The sequence below is a fragment of the Streptomyces sp. NRRL B-1140 genome, from assembly GCF_001280065.1.
In the GTDB taxonomy this organism is placed as follows: Bacteria; Actinomycetota; Actinomycetes; order Streptomycetales; family Streptomycetaceae; genus Streptomyces.
In genome coordinates this window covers 67384-86687 of sequence record NZ_LGEA01000173.1, presented here as the reverse complement: position 1 = coordinate 86687, position 19304 = coordinate 67384, and the positions used below count along the sequence as shown (strand labels likewise).

General features: G+C 70.2%; 16 protein-coding genes and 1 tRNA gene. 11 read left to right on the top strand and 6 right to left on the bottom strand.

Annotated features, from left to right (window positions below; all coding sequences use genetic code 11):
- The first annotated feature begins 227 nt into the window (after positions 1 to 227).
- From eno to ADK65_RS35925, 6 genes are all read left to right on the top strand, one after another.
- Entirely contained in the window at positions 228 to 1508 is a 1281-nt protein-coding gene (eno, locus tag ADK65_RS35950; RefSeq protein ID WP_107092473.1) for a phosphopyruvate hydratase, read from the top strand.
- A gap of 106 nt (positions 1509 to 1614) precedes the next feature.
- Complete coding sequence (locus tag ADK65_RS35945; protein ID WP_053675758.1) at positions 1615 to 2091, top strand: FtsB family cell division protein; 477 nt, start codon at positions 1615 to 1617, stop codon at positions 2089 to 2091.
- 52 nt (positions 2092 to 2143) lie between these two features.
- Positions 2144 to 2674, top strand: a complete 531-nt coding sequence (locus ADK65_RS35940) for a DUF501 domain-containing protein (RefSeq protein WP_053675756.1) — start codon at positions 2144 to 2146, stop codon at positions 2672 to 2674.
- Entirely contained in the window at positions 2671 to 3612 is a 942-nt protein-coding gene (locus ADK65_RS35935; protein ID WP_053675754.1) for a Ppx/GppA phosphatase family protein, read from the top strand. Before ADK65_RS35940 ends, ADK65_RS35935 begins: the two co-directional genes overlap by 4 nt.
- A 420-nt stretch (positions 3613 to 4032) precedes the next feature.
- Positions 4033 to 5421, top strand: a complete 1389-nt coding sequence (locus ADK65_RS35930) for an NAD(P)/FAD-dependent oxidoreductase (RefSeq protein WP_078956314.1) — start codon at positions 4033 to 4035, stop codon at positions 5419 to 5421.
- Between the two features lie 232 nt (positions 5422 to 5653).
- A complete protein-coding gene (locus ADK65_RS35925; RefSeq protein ID WP_053675978.1) occupies positions 5654 to 6961 on the top strand; it encodes a class I SAM-dependent methyltransferase in 1308 nt (435 codons plus the stop codon).
- Positions 6962 to 7037: 76 nt separating this feature from the next.
- On the opposite strand, the gene ADK65_RS35920 is transcribed toward ADK65_RS35925, so the two are convergent.
- Positions 7038 to 9572, bottom strand: a complete 2535-nt coding sequence (locus ADK65_RS35920; RefSeq protein ID WP_053675751.1) for an ABC transporter permease — start codon at positions 9570 to 9572, stop codon at positions 7038 to 7040.
- A 38-nt stretch (positions 9573 to 9610) separates the two neighbouring features.
- On the bottom strand, positions 9611 to 10381 hold the full coding sequence (locus ADK65_RS35915) for an ABC transporter ATP-binding protein (RefSeq protein WP_053675749.1): 771 nt from the start codon (positions 10379 to 10381) through the stop codon (positions 9611 to 9613).
- A 416-nt stretch (positions 10382 to 10797) separates the two neighbouring features.
- Between ADK65_RS35915 and ADK65_RS35910 the strand changes: the two genes are divergently transcribed.
- From ADK65_RS35910 to ADK65_RS35900, 3 genes are all read left to right on the top strand, one after another.
- A tRNA-Leu gene (locus ADK65_RS35910) sits at positions 10798 to 10881 on the top strand.
- Between the two features lie 134 nt (positions 10882 to 11015).
- Positions 11016 to 12191 (top strand): 4-hydroxybenzoate 3-monooxygenase, encoded by a 1176-nt coding sequence (locus tag ADK65_RS35905; RefSeq protein WP_053675746.1) that lies wholly within the window; start codon positions 11016 to 11018, stop codon positions 12189 to 12191.
- A 158-nt stretch (positions 12192 to 12349) separates the two neighbouring features.
- Entirely contained in the window at positions 12350 to 13261 is a 912-nt protein-coding gene (locus tag ADK65_RS35900; RefSeq protein WP_053675744.1) for a Bax inhibitor-1/YccA family membrane protein, read from the top strand.
- Positions 13262 to 13333: 72 nt separating this feature from the next.
- Here the strand turns inward: ADK65_RS35900 and ADK65_RS35895 are convergent, their stop codons facing one another.
- Positions 13334 to 13564, bottom strand: a complete 231-nt coding sequence (locus ADK65_RS35895) for a DUF4287 domain-containing protein (RefSeq protein WP_003990751.1) — start codon at positions 13562 to 13564, stop codon at positions 13334 to 13336.
- Between the two features lie 101 nt (positions 13565 to 13665).
- Here ADK65_RS35895 and ADK65_RS35890 point away from each other — a divergent pair, with 101 nt between their 5' ends.
- Positions 13666 to 13971 carry a hypothetical protein gene (locus ADK65_RS35890; RefSeq protein WP_199825761.1) on the top strand — a complete coding sequence of 102 codons (306 nt, stop codon included), beginning with the start codon at positions 13666 to 13668 and terminating at the stop codon, positions 13969 to 13971.
- A 70-nt stretch (positions 13972 to 14041) separates the two neighbouring features.
- On the opposite strand, the gene ADK65_RS35885 is transcribed toward ADK65_RS35890, so the two are convergent.
- The 3 genes from ADK65_RS35885 to ADK65_RS35875 all read right to left on the bottom strand — a co-directional run bounded on the left by ADK65_RS35885 (position 14042) and on the right by ADK65_RS35875 (position 17514).
- Entirely contained in the window at positions 14042 to 14824 is a 783-nt protein-coding gene (locus ADK65_RS35885) for a hypothetical protein (protein ID WP_053675740.1), read from the bottom strand.
- A 273-nt stretch (positions 14825 to 15097) separates the two neighbouring features.
- Entirely contained in the window at positions 15098 to 16318 is a 1221-nt protein-coding gene (locus tag ADK65_RS35880) for an acetyl-CoA C-acetyltransferase (RefSeq protein WP_053675737.1), read from the bottom strand.
- 170 nt (positions 16319 to 16488) lie between these two features.
- Positions 16489 to 17514 (bottom strand): SGNH/GDSL hydrolase family protein, encoded by a 1026-nt coding sequence (locus ADK65_RS35875; protein WP_053675735.1) that lies wholly within the window; start codon positions 17512 to 17514, stop codon positions 16489 to 16491.
- A gap of 156 nt (positions 17515 to 17670) precedes the next feature.
- Between ADK65_RS35875 and ADK65_RS35870 the strand changes: the two genes are divergently transcribed.
- Positions 17671 to 19059, top strand: coding sequence for a cystathionine beta-synthase (locus ADK65_RS35870; protein WP_053675732.1), 1389 nt, complete (start codon positions 17671 to 17673; stop codon positions 19057 to 19059).
- Positions 19060 to 19304: the final 245 nt, after the last annotated feature.

Here is a 19304-nt window from a genome sequence, read left to right as displayed (position 1 = left end):
GGCTCCCCGCCCCGGTGCGTCATCCCCCGTACGCACCGGGGCGGGGTTTTTTCGGCAACCGTCTTTGTTCCGTTCGGAAACAATTTACGCTCGGTTCTGTCCATGGGGTGGGCGACCCGGTGGCCGATCGCCCCGGGCCGGTTAGGCTCATGTCGCGAGCCACCGGGCCCGCACCCCGCCGGGTCCGTGCGACCCGCGTACCGCGTCACATGAAGAAGGAGATGCTCGTGCCGTCCATCGACGTCGTCGTAGCCCGGGAAATCCTGGACTCCCGAGGCAACCCCACGGTCGAGGTCGAGGTCGGCCTCGACGACGGCAGCACCGGTCGTGCCGCCGTCCCGTCCGGCGCCTCCACGGGCGCCTTCGAGGCCATCGAGCTCCGCGACGGCGACTCGAACCGCTACCTCGGCAAGGGCGTGGAGAAGGCCGTCCTCGCCGTCATCGAGCAGATCGGTCCGGAGCTGGTCGGCTATGACGCCACCGAGCAGCGCCTGATCGACCAGGCCATGTTCGACCTGGACGCCACCGACAACAAGGGCTCCCTCGGCGCCAACGCCATCCTCGGCGTCTCCCTCGCCGTCGCCCACGCCGCCTCCGAGGCCAGCGACCTCCCCCTCTTCCGCTACCTGGGCGGCCCCAACGCGCACCTGCTGCCGGTGCCGATGATGAACATCCTGAACGGCGGCTCGCACGCCGACTCCAACGTGGACATCCAGGAGTTCATGATCGCCCCGATCGGCGCGGAGTCGTTCTCCGAGGCGCTGCGCTGGGGCGCCGAGGTCTACCACACGCTGAAGAAGGTCCTGAAGAGCAAGGGCCTGGCCACCGGCCTCGGCGACGAGGGCGGCTTCGCCCCGAACCTCGGCTCCAACCGCGAGGCCCTCGACCTCATCCTCGAGGCCATCAAGGAAGCCGGCTACACCCCGGGCGAGCAGATCGCCCTGGCCCTCGACGTCGCCGCCTCCGAGTTCTACAAGGACGGCTCCTACACCTTCGAGGGCAAGACCCGCTCGGCCGCCGAGATGACCGAGTACTACGCGGAGCTCGTCGACGCGTACCCGCTCGTCTCCATCGAGGACCCGCTGTTCGAGGACGACTGGGAGGGCTGGAAGACCATCACCGCCAAGCTCGGTGACAAGGTCCAGCTCGTCGGCGACGACCTGTTCGTCACCAACCCCGAGCGCCTCGCCCGCGGCATCGAGGAGAACGCCGCCAACGCGCTCCTGGTCAAGGTCAACCAGATCGGCTCGCTCACCGAGACCCTGGACGCCGTCGAGCTGGCCCAGCGCAACGGCTTCAAGTGCATGATGTCCCACCGCTCCGGCGAGACCGAGGACGTCACCATCGCCGACCTGGCCGTCGCCACCAACTGCGGCCAGATCAAGACCGGCGCCCCGGCCCGCTCCGAGCGCGTCGCCAAGTACAACCAGCTGCTGCGCATCGAGGAGATCCTCGACGACGCCGCGGTCTACGCCGGCCGCAGCGCCTTCCCGCGCTTCAAGGGCTGAACCTCGGCGGTCAAGCCTTAGCCAGTCGTACGTACGTCCCCGTACTCGGTCCCGTACCGTGTCCGGGGACGTACGCGCGTAGGACGGTGGAGCGGGAGGCGGACAGATGGCCGTGAAGGACCGGGACCGGTTCTCCACCGCGACCAGGATCCGGTTGCTCGGCGAGCAGACCGCGGCCCGGGTCTACCGCTCCCAGACCAGGCGCCAGGCCCGCCGCTCGCGGCTGACCGGCCGGGCCGCGCTGCTCGCCCTGGTGATGTGCTCGCTGATCGTGGCCCTGGCCTACCCGATGCGGGAGTACGTCTCGCAGCGCGCGGAGATCGACGACCTCCGGCGTGAGCAGCAGCAGGCCCGCGAGCGCGTCGAACGGCTGCGTGACCTGAAGGCGCGCTGGCAGGACGACGCGTACGCCGAACAGCAGATCCGGCAGCGGTTGCACTACGTCATGCCGGGGGAGACGGGCTTCATCGTCGTCGACCCGCACGCGGCGCAGCAGTCGCGCACCGACCTGGGGGCGGCCGACCGCCCCTGGTACTCGAACGTCTGGGACGGGGTCGACAAGGCCGACACCTCCGACCGGTGACCCAGCCCCAGCCAGTGACCTGAACCCAGAGAAAGACAGCCTGAAGACAGTCATGGAAACGCCCCCGCCGACCACCCCGCGCACCGAGCCGACCGACGCCGACGTCGAGGCCTTCAAGCAGCAGCTCGGTCGGCCCCCGCGCGGGCTGCGCGCGATCGCGCACCGCTGCCCGTGCGGCCGGCCCGACGTCGTCGAGACGGCCCCCCGGCTGCCGGACGGGACACCGTTCCCCACGCTGTACTACCTGACGTGCCCGAAGGCGAACTCGGCCATCGGCACGCTGGAGGCCAACGGCGTGATGAAGGAGATGACCGAGCGGCTGGCCTCGGACCCGGAGCTGGCGGCGGCCTACCGGGCCGCGCACGAGGACTACATCCGGCGCCGCGACGAGATCGAGGAGCTGAAGAACTTCCCGAGCGCGGGCGGCATGCCGGACCGGGTGAAGTGCCTGCACGTCCTGGTGGCCCACTCCCTGGCCGCGGGGCCGGGCGTGAACCCCCTGGGCGACGAGGCGCTGGCGATGCTGCCGGAGTGGTGGCGCAAGGGCGCCTGTGTGACGACCGCCGAGGAGGACGCCCAGTGACCCGTGTCGCGGCCGTGGACTGCGGTACGAACTCCATCCGGCTCCTGGTCGCCGACGCCGACCCGGCGACCGGCGAGCTGGTCGACCTCGACCGCCGGATGACGATCGTGCGACTCGGGCAGGGCGTCGACCGCACCGGCCGGCTCGCCCCCGAGGCGCTGCAGCGGACCTTCGCGGCGTGCCGTGAGTACGCCGCGGTCATCAAGGAGCACGGGGCGGAGCGGCTGCGCTTCGTGGCGACGTCCGCCTCCCGGGACGCCGAGAACCGCGACGAGTTCGTGCGCGGTGTGCTGGACATCCTGGGCGTCGAGCCCGAGGTGATCACCGGCGACCAGGAGGCCGAGTTCTCCTTCACCGGCGCCACCAGGGAGCTCGCAGGGAGCGACCACCTGCCCAAGCCCTACCTGGTCGTGGACATCGGCGGCGGCTCGACCGAGTTCGTCGTGGGCGACGACCATGTCCGGGCCGCCCGCTCGGTGGACATCGGCTGTGTCCGTATGACCGAGCGGCACCTGGTCCGGGACGGGGTGGTGAGCGACCCGCCGACCGAGGAGCGGATCGCGGCGATGCGGGCCGACATCGAGGCCGCGCTCGACCTCGCCGAGCAGACGGTTCCGCTGCGCGAGGCGCGCACGCTGGTGGGCCTCGCCGGCTCCGTGACGACCGTGTCGGCGATCGCGCAGGAGCTGCCCGCGTACGACTCGCAGGCCATCCACCACTCCCGCGTCTCCTACGACCGGGTCCGCGAGATCACCGAGTGGCTGCTGCGCTCCACCCACGCAGAGCGCGCGGCCGTGCCCTCCATGCATCCGGGCCGGGTCGACGTGATCGGGGCGGGCGCCCTCGTACTCCTGTCGATCATGGAGCGGATCGGCGCGCGGGAGGTCGTGGTGAGCGAGCACGACATCCTCGACGGCATCGCGTGGTCGCTCACCTAGCCCGCTTCTGAGCAGGCATGGATCACGAATGAGCGTCTCCGGGGGCTCCGGCGGACCCCCCGGAGGCAGCCCGCCGGAAAAGTTCGTGAAGTTCTTCACAAGGAATTCGGCCCTCCCGGGCGATCAGAAGGGCCCCGTTGACCCGTCCGGGGGCTGAACAGGCCTTTGAACATGTTCAGAAGCATGGTATGGAGGTCCCCGGGAAGGTGCTCGGAGCGGCCTTCGCGGAGTGCCTCACGGAGGCTTCTCGGGTGCAGAGAGGCAGCTCACGCGGCATTGACAACGCTCCGGGGTGCATAAAGGAGCCCGGTTGTCACCATGACATGGATCACGCGGGCCGCGGAGGATAGCACACACCCTGCAAGAGCTTGTGAAGGGGCGCACGAGCCACCCCCCTGAGACGGGTGGATACTCGATGGCATGAGCACCACGGAGCGTCCCAGGATCCTCGTAGTAGGCGGTGGGTACGTAGGCCTGTACGCAGCTCGGCGCATCCAGAAGAAGATGCGCTACGGCGAGGCGACCGTCACGGTCGTCGACCCCCGGTCGTACATGACCTACCAGCCCTTCCTCCCCGAAGCCGCCGCCGGCAACATCTCCCCGCGCCACGTCGTCGTCCCGCTGCGACGCGTGCTGCCCAAGGCGGAGGTTCTCACCGGCCGGGTCACCACCATCGACCAGGACCGCAAGGTCGCCACGGTCTCCCCGCTGGTCGGCGAGGCCTACGAGCTGCCCTTCGACTACCTGGTGATCGCGCTCGGCGCGGTCTCCCGCACCTTCCCGATCCCCGGTCTCGCGGAGCAGGGCATCGGCATGAAGGGCGTCGAGGAGGCCATCGGCCTGCGCAACCACGTCCTCGAGCAGCTCGACAAGGCCGACTCCACCACCGACGAGGAGATCCGCCGCAAGGCGCTCACCTTCGTCTTCGTGGGCGGCGGATTCGCCGGTGCGGAGACCATCGGCGAGGTCGAGGACATGGCCCGGGACGCCGCGAAGTACTACAAGAACGTGTCCCGCGAGGACATGCGCTTCATCCTGGTCGACGCCGCCGACAAGATCCTCCCCGAGGTCGGTCCCAAGCTCGGCAAGTACGGCAAGGAGCACCTCGAGGGCCGCGGCGTCGAGGTCTACCTGTCCACCTCCATGGACTCCTGCGTCGACGGCCACGTGGTGCTGAAGAACGGCCTCGAGGTCGACTCCAACACCATCGTCTGGACCGCCGGCGTCAAGCCCAACCCGGCCCTGGCCCGCTACGGCCTGCCGCTGGGCCCCCGCGGTCACGTCGACTGCGAGCCGACCCTCCAGGTCAAGGGCACCGACTACATCTGGGCCGCCGGCGACAACGCCCAGGTCCCGGACCTCGTCGGCCGCAAGGCCGGCAACGAGAACGCCTGGTGCCCGCCGAACGCCCAGCACGCGCTGCGCCAGGCCCGGGTCCTCGGCGACAACGTGGTGTCCGGCATGCGGGGCTTCCCGCAGAAGGACTACGCGCACGCCAACAAGGGCGCGGTGGCCGGTCTCGGCCTCCACAAGGGCGTCGCGATGATCGTCATGGGCAAGATGAAGATCAAGCTCAAGGGCCGTCTCGCCTGGTACATGCACCGTGGCTACCACGGCCTGGCCATGCCGACCTGGAACCGCAAGATCCGCGTCTTCGCCGACTGGACCCTCGGCATGTTCCTCAAGCGCGAGGTCGTCTCGCTCGGCGCCATCGAGACGCCGCGCGAGGAGTTCTACGAGGCCGCCAAGCCGGCCCCGGTCGCCGCCGCGCCGAAGGAGAAGACCGAGGAGAAGGCCAAGGCCTCCTGACCTCAGGTCACCCGTCCGTCCGACGAAGGGCCTCCCGCCATCCGTGGTGCGGGGGGCCCTTCGGCGTGCCCGCGTCCCGGCACGGCCCTCCGGAACGCCGCACAGCCGCGTCCGGGCGGGCGAAGCGGCGGTTTTGCCCAGACATGACGCGTGCCGGGGACTGCGCCCGAGCCCCGCAGGTGTTTACGTGGTGTCGGACATTCCGGGATTCCTCGTCACGGAGGTGTACACCATGGCAGACGCCGCGCCGCGGCTGCAGGGCCTTTTCACACAGTTGCTGGGAGCACCGCTCCCGGTGGGCATCCGCGCATGGGACGGTTCGCAGGCCGGCCCGCCGGGCGCGCCGACCCTGGTCGTACGCAACCGCCGCGCGCTGCGCCGTCTGTTGTGGAAGCCCGGCGAACTGGGCCTGGCCCGCGCCTGGGTCGCGGGAGACCTCGACATCGAGGGCGACCTCTACACGACCCTCGATCTGCTGGCCGGTCTCATCTGGGAGCGCGGCGAGGACGCCCGCACCCTCGCCCAGGCCCTGCGCGACCCCGAGGTACGCGCGGCCGTCCGCGGACTGGTCAGGCTCGGCGGACTCCCGCTGCCGCCCGCCCCGCCCCGCGAGGAGGCCCGCAGCCCCCGCCGCCACCTGCACACCAAGCACACCGACCGACGCGCCATCAGCCACCACTACGACGTCGGCAACGACTTCTACGAGATCGTCCTCGGCCCGTCCATGGTGTACTCCTGCGCCTACTGGCCCACCCCGGACAGCACCCTCGAACAGGCCCAGCACGACAAGCTCGAACTCGTCTGCCGCAAGCTCGGCCTGAGACCCGGCCTGCGGCTGCTGGACGTCGGCTGCGGCTGGGGCTCCATGGCCGTGCACGCCGCCCGCGAGCACGGCGTGCGCGTCGTCGGCGTCACCCTCTCCCAGGAGCAGGCCGCCTACGCCCGCAAGCGCGTCGCCGACGAGGGCCTCACCGACATGGTCGAGATCCGCGTCCAGGACTACCGCGACGTCCGGGACGGCCCCTACGACGCCGTCTCCTCCATCGGCATGGCCGAACACGTCGGCGCCGAGCGCTATCTGGAGTACGCCGCCGACCTGTACGACCTGCTCAAGCCCGGCGGGCGGCTGCTGAACCACCAGATCGCCCGGCGCCCCCAGCGGGACGAGACGACGTACAGCATCGACCCGTTCATCGACTCCTACGTCTTCCCCGACGGTGAACTCCAGCCGATCGGCGCCACCGTGACCCAGCTGGAGCGCGCCGGGTTCGAGGTGCGCGACGTGGAGGCGCTCCGCGAGCACTACGCCCTGACCCTGCGTCAGTGGGTGGCCCGCCTGGAGGCCGACTGGCAGCGCGCCGTCCAGCTGGCCGGCCCCGGCCGGGCCCGCGTCTGGCGCCTCTACATGGCGGCCTCCGCGCTCGCCTTCGAACGCAACCGCATCGGGGTCAACCAGGTCCTGGCCGTCCGCGCCCCGGAACAGGGCGCCTCCGGGATGCCGTTGCGGGCCCGCACCTGGGGCACGCCCGGCCGGGACTGACCCGGGCACGACGCCGAAGGGCCGGGTCGCCCGTCACGGGAGGCCCGGCCCTTCGGCGTACCGCGGAGCGGTGAGATCACTCCGCCTTGATCGCGTTCAGCATGTTCAGCCGCGCGGCGTTGCGGGCCGGCCACATCGCGGCCAGGACGCCGACCAGACCGGCCAGCACCAGGAAGATCCCGATCCGGTCCCAGGGCAGGACCAGCGTGTACCCGGGGATCTGGTCCGCGAAGGTCTCGCCGATCGCCCAGCCGAGGAACGCGCCGAGACCGATGCCGACCACGGCGCCGAACACCGAGATGACGACGGCCTCCAGGCGGACCATCCGCTTCACCCGGCGCCGGTCCAGGCCGATGGCGCGCAGCATGCCGATCTCCTGCTGCCGTTCGAAGACCGACATCGCGAGGGTGTTGACCACGCCCAGCACCGCGATGATCAGGGCCATCGCCAGAAGGCCGTACATGATGTTGAGGAGGGTATTGATGGCGCCGCCGAACTCGTTGCGGATGTCCTGCTTGTCCATGACGGTGATCGCGGGGTTGTCGCCCAGCGCGTCGACGACGGCCTTCTCGTTCGCCGCGGTCCGACCGCCGTCGACCTTCACGAAGATCTGCTGGATGGACGGCTTCGACTCGTGCCGGTCCACGATCTTCCGGTCGATGAGGACGGGGGAGAGGAACTCGCTGTCCTTGTAGACGGCGCCGACCGTCAGCTCGGCCTTCTTGTCGTCGCCGAAGGTGACGGGGACGGTGTCGCCGGTCTTCCAGCCCCTGCTCTTCGCCGTCTTCTCGGCGACCGCGATCCGGCCCTGGGCGAGCGAGTCCGCGCTGCCGTTGACGACGTCGACGGTCAGGACCTTCTCGATGTCGCCGGGGGTGATGGCCGAGGCGGAGACGAAGTCGTCGCCGTCGACCTTGAAGTAGGCGCTCTGCTGCGGCGAGATGGCGGACACGCCCTTGGCCTTCTCCAGCGCGGTCAGGGCCGAGCCGTCGAGGTCACCGCCGTTGGCCATCGAGACCATGTAGTCGGCCTTGATGTTGTCGGTGGTCATCTTGTCGATGGCCGTGCCGACCGTGATGCCGAGCACCGACAGACCGGTCACCAGCGTCAGTCCGATGGCCAGTGCCGAGGCGGTGGCGCCGGTGCGGCGCGGGTTGCGGACCGCGTTCTGGCCGGCCAGCTTGCCCGCCACCCCGAAGGGGCCGACGAGCAGCGGACGGACGAGCGCGATCACGGGCCGGGACAGCAGCGGAATCAGGATGATCACGCCGATCAGCGCGAAGAAGGCACCCGCCCCGATGTACATGCGGCCGTCGTCGCCGCCGGTCGAGGCGCCCGCCACGATCCCCATCGCACCGAGGGCGGTGATGACCGCGCCGATGGAGTTGCGCAGCACCAGCGACTTGGTGGTGGCCACCGCGTGGACGCTGTTCATGGCCGCCACGGGCGGGATCTTCGCGGCCCGGCGGCCGGGCAGCCAGGCGGCGAACGTCGTGATCAGCACGCCCACCGCGAGCGCCGCGATCACCGGCGTGGCGGACAGGATCAGCGGACCGTCCGGCATCTTCATGTCGAACGCGGCCATGCCGGAGCGCAGTCCGACGGCCAGGCCGATGCCGAGGACGAAACCGACGACCGAGGCGACCAGCCCCACCAGCGCGGCCTCGGCGAGCACCGAGCGGGTGATCTGCTTGCGGGACGCGCCGACGGCGCGCATCAGGGCGATCTCCTTGGTGCGCTGGGCGACCAGCATCGTGAACGTGTTGGAGATCAGGAAGATCCCGACGAAGAGCGCGATGCCCGCGAAGCCGAGCAGGACCTGCTTGAGGTTGCCCATGCCCTGCTCGATCTGCTCGGCCTGCTCGTCGGCGAGCGCCTGGCCGGTCTGCGCCTCGGCGGTGTCCGGCAGCAGCGGCTTGACCGCGTCCAGGATCTTCGTGTCGTTCGCCCCGGGGGCGGCGGTGACGGTGACGCTCTCGAAGTAGCCCGGCTTGAGGTACTGCTGCTGGGCGACCGCGGTGTCGAAGAGGACGAGGCTGCCGCCGGCGTTGACGGCACCGTCCTCGGTGGTGAACACGCCGGTGAGGGTGTACTCCTTCACGGGCCCGTTGGTCGCGACGCGCACCCGGTCGCCGACCTTGTACTCGCCCTTGGCGGCGGACTCCTCGTCCAGGGCGATCTGGTCGTCCTTCACCGGGCCGGAGCCGTCGGTGAACGTGTAGGCGGCGTCCTTGCCGTCCTTGCCGGGGGCGAAGTTGGAGCCCTTGTTGGACCAGCCGACGCCGATCAGCTTGCCGTCGGGGTCGGCGACCCCGGCGAAGCCCTCGACACGGCCGTACACCCCGGCGACGCCGTCCACGGCGGAGATCCTGTCGAGGACCTTGCCGGACAGGCCCGGCTCCTGCTCGGGGTCGTCCGGGGCGGCGTACGAGGAGACGGAGACGGCGACGTCGTCGTAGCTCTTCGCCGACTGGTTGCGGAAGGCGCCTGAGAGGGTGTCGGCGAAGACCAGGGTGCCGGAGACGAATGCGACGCCGAGCATGACGGCGAGCACGGTCATCAGGAGCCGGGCCTTGTGTGCGAGCACATTGCGCAAGGCGGTACGGAACATGGGTTCTTCTTCTCAGTCCTGTCGGTCCTGACGGGTGATCAGCTGGTGCGGCCCTTGGCGTCGAACTCCTTCATCCGGTCGAGCACGGAGTCGGCCGTCGGCCCGTGCATCTCGTCGACGATCCGCCCGTCCGCGAGGAAGACCACCCGGTCCGCGTAGGCGGCCGCCACCGGGTCGTGCGTCACCATCACCACCGTCTGGCCCATCTCCCGCACGGAGTTGCGCAGGAATCCCAGCACCTCGGCGCCCGAGCGCGAGTCGAGGTTTCCGGTGGGCTCGTCCCCGAAGATGATCTCGGGCCGGGAGGCCAGCGCCCGGGCCACCGCGACGCGCTGCTGCTGACCACCGGACAGCTGCGCCGGCCGGTGGCCGAGCCGGTCCGCCAGGCCGACCATGCGGATGACGGAGTCCACCCACTGCTTGTCCGGCTTGCGCCCGGCGATGTCCATCGGAAGGGTGATGTTCTCCAGGGCCGTGAGGGTCGGCAGCAGGTTGAACGCCTGGAAGATGAAGCCGATCTTGTCCCGGCGCAGCTTGGTCAGCTGCTTGTCCTTCAGCGAGCCGAGCTCGGTGTCGCCGATGCGCACCGACCCGGAGGAGAAGGTGTCGAGTCCGGCCACACAGTGCATCAGGGTGGACTTGCCGGAGCCGGACGGGCCCATGATCGCGGTGAACTCGGCCTGGCGGAAGTCGACGGAGACGCGGTCCAGGGCGACCACCTGGGTCTCACCCTGCCCGTAGATCTTCGACAGATCCGTGGCGCGCGCGGCCGCTGCGGTGGCCCGGTCGGTGAGGGAAGCGGTGGTCACGGGATGGCACTCCTGTCGGACGGCTGTGCGGGGGGAAGGACGTGTTCCATCGTCCGGGACCCATGCCGCCGTGTAGTCCCCCGCTGTTCCGGTTCCGGGGACCGCCTGCGGTCTGACCGCGCGGGGCAGTGTCATACCTGGGGATGACGAACGCCCCTGAGGGGCCCCGGTGTCGGGAACAACTGCTTCCGGGTGTCGAGAACAGGTGGAGTGCCCTCGTTCAAGCGGTGAAATTCCGTCATTCCGCATACACGGCCGACTGCCACACGCAAGGCTATTGGCAAGTGCGGATGGCGCGTTCCGTGTGCTGATGCACCCTCAGACGTCAATAAAATAAGACAACATCGGTCCACGCTTCCGCTGTTCGGGGGACCCGTCCGGATAGTCTCGGAACCTCGATGCGGAGCCCACGGCCTGCCCGGATGGTGGAATGCAGACACGGCGAGCTTAAACCTCGCTGCCCCTTCGCGGGCGTGCCGGTTCGAGTCCGGCTCCGGGCACCTTCCGATCCCTGTGTGGTCCATTGAAGAGTTCACAGCGTCCCCGTTGACAGCGACCGGATGCCGTCGGAGACTCACAGCCACATGGTGAAAGAAATTTCACCTGACGAACGTGGATGAGAAGAGGTCGTCCGATGCGCACCACCGTCGGCATCATCGGAGCGGGCCCCGCCGGGCTCCTCCTCGCCCGGCTGCTCCACAACGCGGGCATCGACTCGGTCGTCCTGGAGAGCCGCGACCGCCCCTACGTCGAACGGCGCCAGCGCGCCGGGATCCTGGAACAAGGCACGGCGGACGTGCTGCGCGCGGCCGGCGCCGGGGAGCGCATGGACCGCGAGGGACTGCGCCACGACGGCATCGAGCTGCGCTTCGACCGCAAGCGCCACCGCGTGGATTTCCCGGCCCTCACCGGCGGCCGGTCCGTGATGGTCTACGCGCAGACCGAGGTGTGCAAGGACCTCATCGCGCTGCACCTCAGGGAGGGCGGACCCCTGCTCTTCGAGGCGGAGGCGCTGGCCGTGGAGGACGCCGCAACCGACGCCCCGCGGATCCGCTTCCGGCACCAGGGTCACGAGGACGTCCTCGAGTGCGCCTACGTCGTCGGCTGCGACGGTTTCTGGGGCGTGGCCCGCAAGGCGATCCCGTCGGAACGGGTCCAGGTCTTCGAACGGACGTACCCCTTCGGCTGGCTCGGCATCCTCGCCGACGTACCGCCCTCCCACGACGAGCTCGTCTACGCCCGCCACGAGCGCGGCTTCGCCCTGCTCTCCATGCGCTCACCGGCCGTCTCCCGCCTCTACCTCCAGGTGCCCGACGGCACCGACGCCGGGACGTGGAGCGACGAGGAGATCTGGGACGAACTGGAGCGCCGGTTCGAGACCGCCGACGACTGGCGCCTGGAGCGCGGCCCGATCACCCAGAAGTCGGTGACGCCCATGCGCTCCTACGTCCACGAGCCCATGCGCCACGGCCGCCTCTTCCTCGCCGGTGACGCGGCGCACATCGTCCCCCCGACCGGAGCCAAGGGCCTGAACCTCGCCGTCGGCGACGTCGTGACCTTCGCCCGGGCCCTGATCCACCGGCAGGAGACCGGCTCCGCGGAGCTGCTCGACGCCTACTCCGCGACCTGCCTGCGCCGGGTCTGGCAGGCGGAGCGGTTCTCCTACGACATGACGAGCCTGCTGCACCGCGCCCCCGGCGCGACGCCCTTCGAGGACCGGCTCCAGCTCGCCCGGCTGGAGCGCGTCGCCTCCTCCCGCGCCGCCGAGACGGACCTGGCCGAGGCGTACACGGGCTTCCCCTTCGGGTGAGCCCGGGGCACGACCCCTCCGGTGAGGGGAATCACCACGCCACGTAGCGTGTTGCGCAGCACGACGAGGGAAAGATCCTCCCCAAGCAGTAGGGTCATTCCTTTGCCTACCTATTACTCTTGAGCCAAGGCCACGCCTGGTGGCCATGGAGGAGTGAAATGAGGAGCAGAAACCCGGTCTTCTCGCGACGGGGGTTCAGCCGCGACAACGGCTACGCGGGCTTTAACACCGCGCCGCAGGCCGGGGGTCCCGCTGTCGCCACCCAGGGCAACCCGTACGCCCAGCCGACGGGCAACCCGTACGCGCAGAACCCTTACGCGCAGAACCCGTACGCCCAGCAGCAGGACCAGCAGTACGGCGCGCCGCCGCAGGCCCCGGCCACCACCGGCCGGATGACCATCGACGACGTCGTCCTGCGCACGGCGAGCACGCTCGGCGTGCTCGTCCTCACCGCGGCGCTCTCCTGGGCCCTGCTGCCGGTCGACGAGGCCAACATCGGCCGTAGCTACGGCATCGGTATCGGCGCCGCGCTGATCGGCATGGTCCTGGCGTTCGTGCAGTCCTTCAAGCGCAAGGCCTCGCCCGCGCTGATCCTGACGTACGCCGCGTTCGAGGGTGTCTTCCTCGGCGTCGTGTCCAACATCGTCGACACCCACATCGCCGACGGTGCGGCCATGCAGGCCGTGATCGGCACCATGGCGGTCTTCGCCGGTGTGCTGATCGCGTACAAGGCCGGCTGGATCCGCGTCAACCGCCGCTTCTACGGCTTCGTGATGGCGGCCGCGCTCGGCTTCATCCTGCTGATGACCGTGAACCTGCTGTTCGCGGTGTTCGGCGGCGGTGACGGCCTCGGCTTCCGCAGCGGCGCCCTCGGCGTCGTCTTCGGCGTCATCGGCATCATCCTCGGTGCCTGCTTCCTCGCCCTGGACTTCAAGCAGGTCGAGGACGGCGTCGCCTACGGCGCCCCGCGTGAGGAGGCCTGGCTCGCGGCCTTCGGCCTCACGCTGACGCTGGTCTGGATCTACATGGAGTTCCTGAGGCTCCTGTCGATCCTCAACAGCAGCGACTAGTTCTCGACGGTCGTCACGCGAAGGGCCCCGGCTTCGGCCGGGGCCCTTCGTCGTCGGGGGAGGAGGCGCGCCTCAGAGGAGTTTGCGCGCGGCCCTCCTCAGGTCGTACTCGTGGACGATCGCCTTGGCGTGGCCGTACGCGAGGTTGTGTTCGTGCCGGAGCCAGCTGACCTTTTCCTCGAAGCGGAAGAGCGCCGGGCCTTCGTCGACGGTGCGCAACCAGTCGGAGATCTGACGACCGGTGCAGTGGGGGATGCGGGCGAGCATGTTGCGATGGGTCTCTTCGGAGAAGACTTGGGACATCGGCGCCTCCGGACGCTGGGATGTAAGCCGGTCCTTGAGGTCACGGTGCCTGACTGTTCGCCCGTTGGCAACAGTCCGGGTGCGGCGCGTACGCTCGCGGCGTGGTTGATACGACGCCTCTGACGCGTGCGGTGGAGCACTTCGCCGATCGATTGAGGGCAGCGCCCCAGAGCAGGTTGCAGCGGGGTGCTGCAGCCGAGGCTCTGGAGCTGGCCCGGGAGTTGGCCCGGAGGGCGCAGGTCCTCGAGGGCGTGGAGCCTCGGGAGATGCCGGATGCGGGGATGTTTGCTGCCGCAGATCAGATCACGGTGGCCGGGCATGATCTGGCCGTTGTGATTCCCGGTGAGGCCGACGTCGATGAGGCGGTGCGGTTGGTGGAGGAAGCGCAGAAGCGGGCGGGTGTCTGAGCTTCGTTCGCGGGTGCGGGCCGTGATCGGTTGCTCGCGCAGTTCCCCGCGCCCCTGATGGGGCGCTCCCCTACAGGGACGCGATGACCCTGTCCGCCAGGATGTAGACGTTCTCCTCGCCGCACTCGAACGTGAGGGTGTACGCGCCAGAGATGCCGGAGCCGCCCAGGAGGACCGGGGTGGCGCCCGCGCGGAGGGCCGCTGCGAGGTGCTCCGCCGTCTCCCGGTGGCCCGGGGTCATGCACAGGGTCGTGCCGTTGGCGAAGACGTACACGTCCAGCGTGCCCAGCGGGCCCGGGCGCACGTCCGTCAGCTCGATACGGGAGGAAGCCAGCTCCTCCAGCGTGGCGACGGTGCGCTCGTGGTCGTTCACGACCGGCGACTGGGCCGGTACGAAGTCCGGGTGGGAGGGGTGGCGACGGCGGGCCGCGGCCAGCTCCGGGGACTCGGCGGCCGGCTCCTCGGTGTCCGCGCCGGGCTCGGACACCGGCTCCAGGCCCGCGAAATCGGCCTGGCGGGGCAGAAACAGGTCGTGCTCGGGCAGACCCGGCATCAGGGGTGTGTCGGAGGCGTCACGGGCCTCCTGAGCGGCCCAGAACGCCCGCGCCTCGGCCAGCTCCCGCTCCCGCTCCTCGGCGAGTGCAGCCGCCACGGCGGCGCGTATCTCCTCGGTGTCGGCAGTGGTACGAGCGGCGGGCAGCAGCGCACGCGTGGTGGCGGCGCGACTCTCGGCCAGCGCGGTGTGCAGGGCCGCGACCTGTCGGCGCAGCTGCAGGACGGTGCGCAGGACGGCGACGCCCACGGCGCCCGTGGCGGCCGTGGTGACCAGCAACGCGATCGGCATGGCGCTCACTGACGTACTCCCGGTTCAAAGTCGACCCCCGACTTCCTACATCAGCTTGAAGGGCGGACTAACCAGCTGTCAGTGCGTAACGTCACGAAACGGACAGGGCTTCGGTGTCGGGGGAGGGGGTGGGGCTACTGTGACCTGCGCTTCTCCCCTGGCGGAGGGAGATAGGTCACATCCTGGGGGAGATTGGATCACAAAACAGCCCAGAACCCTGGTGTTTCCAGGGTTCTGGGCCGGGAGCTCACAGCGGGTGCTATGGCGGCTACGGCGTGCCGCTCAGCTGAGGCGTTCGATGACCATGGCCATGCCCTGGCCGCCGCCGACGCACATCGTCTCCAGACCGAACTGCTTGTCGTGGAACTGGAGGGAGTTGATCAGCGTGGTCGTGATGCGGGCGCCGGTCATGCCGAAGGGGTGGCCGACGGCGATCGCGCCGCCGTTGACGTTCAGCTTCTCCAGCGGGATGCCCAGGTCGCGGTAGGACGGGATCACCTGGGCGGCGAACGCCTCGTTGATCTCGACCAGATCGATGTCGCCGATGGTCAGGCCGGCGCGCTTGAGCGCCTGCTTGCTCGCCTCGACCGGGCCGAGGCCCATGATCTCGGGCGAGAGGCCGGAGACGCCCGTGGAGACGATGCGGGCGAGCGGGGTGAGGCCGAGCTCGCGGGCCTTGGTGTCGGACATGATCACGAGGGCCGCGGCGCCGTCGTTCAGCGGGCAGCAGTTGGCGGCCGTGACCATGCCGTCGGGGCGGAACACCGGCTTCAGGCTTTGCACGCCCTCCAGGGTGACGCCGGCGCGAGGGCCGTCGTCCTTGGAGACGACCGTGCCGTCGGGCAGGGTCACCGGGGTGATCTCGCGCTCCCAGAAGCCGTTCTTGATGGCTTCCTCGGCGAGGTTCTGCGAGCGGACGCCGAACTCGTCCATGTCCTGGCGGGTGACGCCCTTGACGCGGGCCAGGTTCTCGGCGGTCTGGCCCATGGCGATGTACGGGTCGGGCAGCAGGCCGTCCTCGCGCGGGTCGTGCCAGGTCGAGCCCTCGGACTCGGCGACCGCGGCGGTACGGGCCTCGGCGTCGGCGAACAGCGGGTTGTGCGTGTCCGGGAGGCTGTCGGAGTTGCCCTTGGCGTAACGGGAGACCGTCTCGACACCGGCCGAGATGAAGACGTCGCCCTCACCGGCCTTGATGGCGTGCAGGGCCATCCGGGAGGTCTGCAGGGAGGAGGAGCAGTACCGGGTGATGGTGCAGCCCGGCAGGTGGTCCATGCCCATCTGCACGGCGACGACACGGCCGAGGTTGTGGCCCTGCTCGCCGCCGGGCAGGCCGCAGCCGAGCATCAGGTCGTCGATGTCCTTCGGGTCCAGCTCGGGGACCCTGGCCAGTGCGGCCTGGATGATCGTGGCGGTCAGGTCGTCCGGCCGTACGTCCTTCAGGGAGCCCTTGAAGGCGCGGCCGATGGGGGAGCGGGCGGCTGAGACGATCACGGCTTCGGGCATCACGGCTCCATTGACGTACCGGGTGGTCTGGCAGGGCTGACTGGGAAGTTACCCGTACGTATCGGCCCGGGTCACGGGTGTCACGGTGTGACCCTGACCGCAGTTTCCAAGCGCTTGCTTTGCGGTGCCTCTCGGCTGCGGCCTCTCGGCACGAAGGGGTTCGGCGCTCCTCAGCTCGAAGGCGTCGCGGGGGTCGGCTCCTGCTCGGGTACCCGCCTGCGCCGACGGCGCTTCAGCAGGGCCCATGGCCCGCGCGGCCCGCTCGGCATCGCCGCCGCGACCTCCGTGCCCGCCTCCGAGGCGGCCTCCGCGGCCGCCCGTGCCACCGGCAGGAAGCCCTCGCGGCGGGAGGCGTCCGGGCGCTCCTCCTCGGCGGGCCACAGTCCCAGCGACGCGCAGACGGTCGGCAGCACCGCCATCGCCGCCGTCGCGTAGCCCTCGGCCGAGGGGTGGTAGCTGTCCGGGCCGAACAGCTCGCGCGGGTTCTCGGCGAACTCGGGGCCCAGCAGGTCGCCCAGCGACACCGTGCGGCCGCCCTGTTCGACGACCCCGATCGTCTGGGCCGCCGCCAGCTGCCGTGAGGCCCGCCGGGCCAGCCAGCGCAGGGGCTGCCGGACCGGCTCGATCGTGCCGAGGTCCGGGCAGGTGCCGACCACCACTTCCGCACCGGCCGTGCGCAGCCGCCGCACCGCCGAGGCCAGACAGCGCACCGAGCGGGTCGCCGGCATGCGGTGGGTGACGTCGTTCGCCCCGACCATGATCACGCAGATGTCGGGCACGGGGCCGGGAGCGGCCAGGACCAGGGACACCTGGCGGTCCAGGTCGTCCGAACAGGCCCCCGGGGTCGCCACCGTGCGCAGCTCCACCGGGCGCTCCGCCAGCGCGGCCAGCCCCGATGCCAGCAGCGCTCCCGGTGTCTGCCCGCCCCGGTGCACGCCCTGGCCCGCGGCCGTGGAGTCACCCAGCATCGTCAGCCTCAGCGGCACCCCGCCCGGAGCGGCGTACGTACGGCCGTACAGCCCGTCCGCGTGCGGCACGCGAGGGGACGTGCCGTTGCCCACCCGGCGCCGCGCCAGCTGCACCTCGGCCAGCACCAGCCCCAGTGCGGCCGCCCCGGCCAGACCGACCCCGCCGCCGCCGTACGCCGCGCCGGCCGCGATCCGCCGGGCCACCCTCGCCCTCGACATGCTCGTCATGCGTCGCTGCCACCTCCTCGAACCCGTACACCCAGTGCTTGCCCCGTACAGGCCGTCGCCCAATCGCGACGGGGAGTGAACGACCGTCACGGACCACCGCGAGGTCATAGGCTGGCGGCACCACTCAGACCACTTCTGCGGCATCCGGAGACAACGGTGCAGTTCCACGACTCGATGATCAGCCTCGTCGGCAACACCCCGCTGGTGAAGCTCAACAGCGTGACCAAGGGCATCAGGGCGACCGTCCTGGCCAAGGTGGAGTACTTCAACCCCGGCGGTTCGGTGAAGGACCGCATCGCCCTGCGCATGATCGAGGCGGCGGAGGAGAGCGGCGCGCTCAAGCCCGGCGGCACGATCGTCGAGCCGACCAGCGGCAACACCGGCGTCGGGCTCGCCATCGTCGCCCAGCAGAAGGGGTACAAGTGCATCTTCGTGTGCCCCGACAAGGTGAGCACCGACAAGATCAACGTACTGCGCGCCTACGGTGCCGAGGTCGTCGTCTGCCCGACGGCCGTCGACCCCGAGCACCCGGACTCGTACTACAACGTCTCCGACCGGCTGGTCCGTGAGACGCCCGGGGCCTGGAAGCCGGACCAGTACTCCAACCCCAACAACCCGCTCTCCCACTACCACTCGACCGGCCCGGAGCTGTGGGAGCAGACGGAGGGGAAGATCACCCACTTCGTGGCGGGCGTGGGCACCGGCGGCACCATCTCCGGGACCGGCCGCTACCTCAAGGAGATCAGCGGCGGCTCCGTGAAGGTCGTCGGCGCGGACCCCGAGGGCTCCGTCTACTCCGGCGGCTCCGGCCGGCCCTACCTGGTCGAGGGCGTCGGTGAGGACTTCTGGCCTACCGCCTACGACCGGAGCGTCGCGGACGAGATCGTCGCCGTCTCCGACAAGGACTCCTTCCAGATGACCCGCCGCCTCGCCAAGGAGGAGGGCCTGCTGGTGGGCGGTTCCTGCGGCATGGCGGTCGTCGCCGCGCTGGAGGTCGCCGAGCGGCTCGGTCCGGACGACGTCGTGGTGGTCCTGCTGCCCGACAGCGGCCGCGGCTACCTCAGCAAGATCTTCAACGACGAGTGGATGGCCGACTACGGCTTCCTGGAGGACACGGGGCCGAGCGCCCGCGTCGGCGACGTCCTGAACGACAAGGAGGGCGACCGCATGCCCTCCCTCGTCCACATGCACCCCGAGGAGACGGTCGGTCAGGCCATCGAGGTGCTGCGCGAGTACGGCGTCTCGCAGATGCCCGTCGTCAAGCCGGGCGCCGGCCACCCCGACGTGATGGCGGCCGAGGTCGTCGGCTCGGTCGTGGAACGCGAGCTGCTGGACGCGCTGTTCAGCAAGAACGCCTCGCTGGAGGACCCGCTGGAGAAGCACATGTCCGCCCCGCTGCCGCAGGTCGGCTCCGGCGAGCCGGTCGCGGACCTGATGGCCGTGCTGGGCAAGGCGGACGCGGCGATCGTCCTCGTCGAGGGCAAGCCGACCGGTGTGGTCAGCCGACAGGACCTGCTGTCCTTCCTCGCCCGCACGGGGAAGTGACGGCCAACACCCGGCGAACCGCCGGTGAACCGGGTGAACTTGCGGCGTCCGTGATCCTGACCGGCTTCGCGGAACCGGTACGCGGGTGTCATATTCGCGCAGCACTCGCTTAACACGGGTCCTGCACATTGGTGGATGTCGGCAAGGGCGGGAGCGGCTCCCCGCCCGATCCGGCGGCGCACGGCGTCATCGGACCTCCGGAGCGGCTCCCGGACCTCCACGGACGCCACGGACGCGCAGCCCGG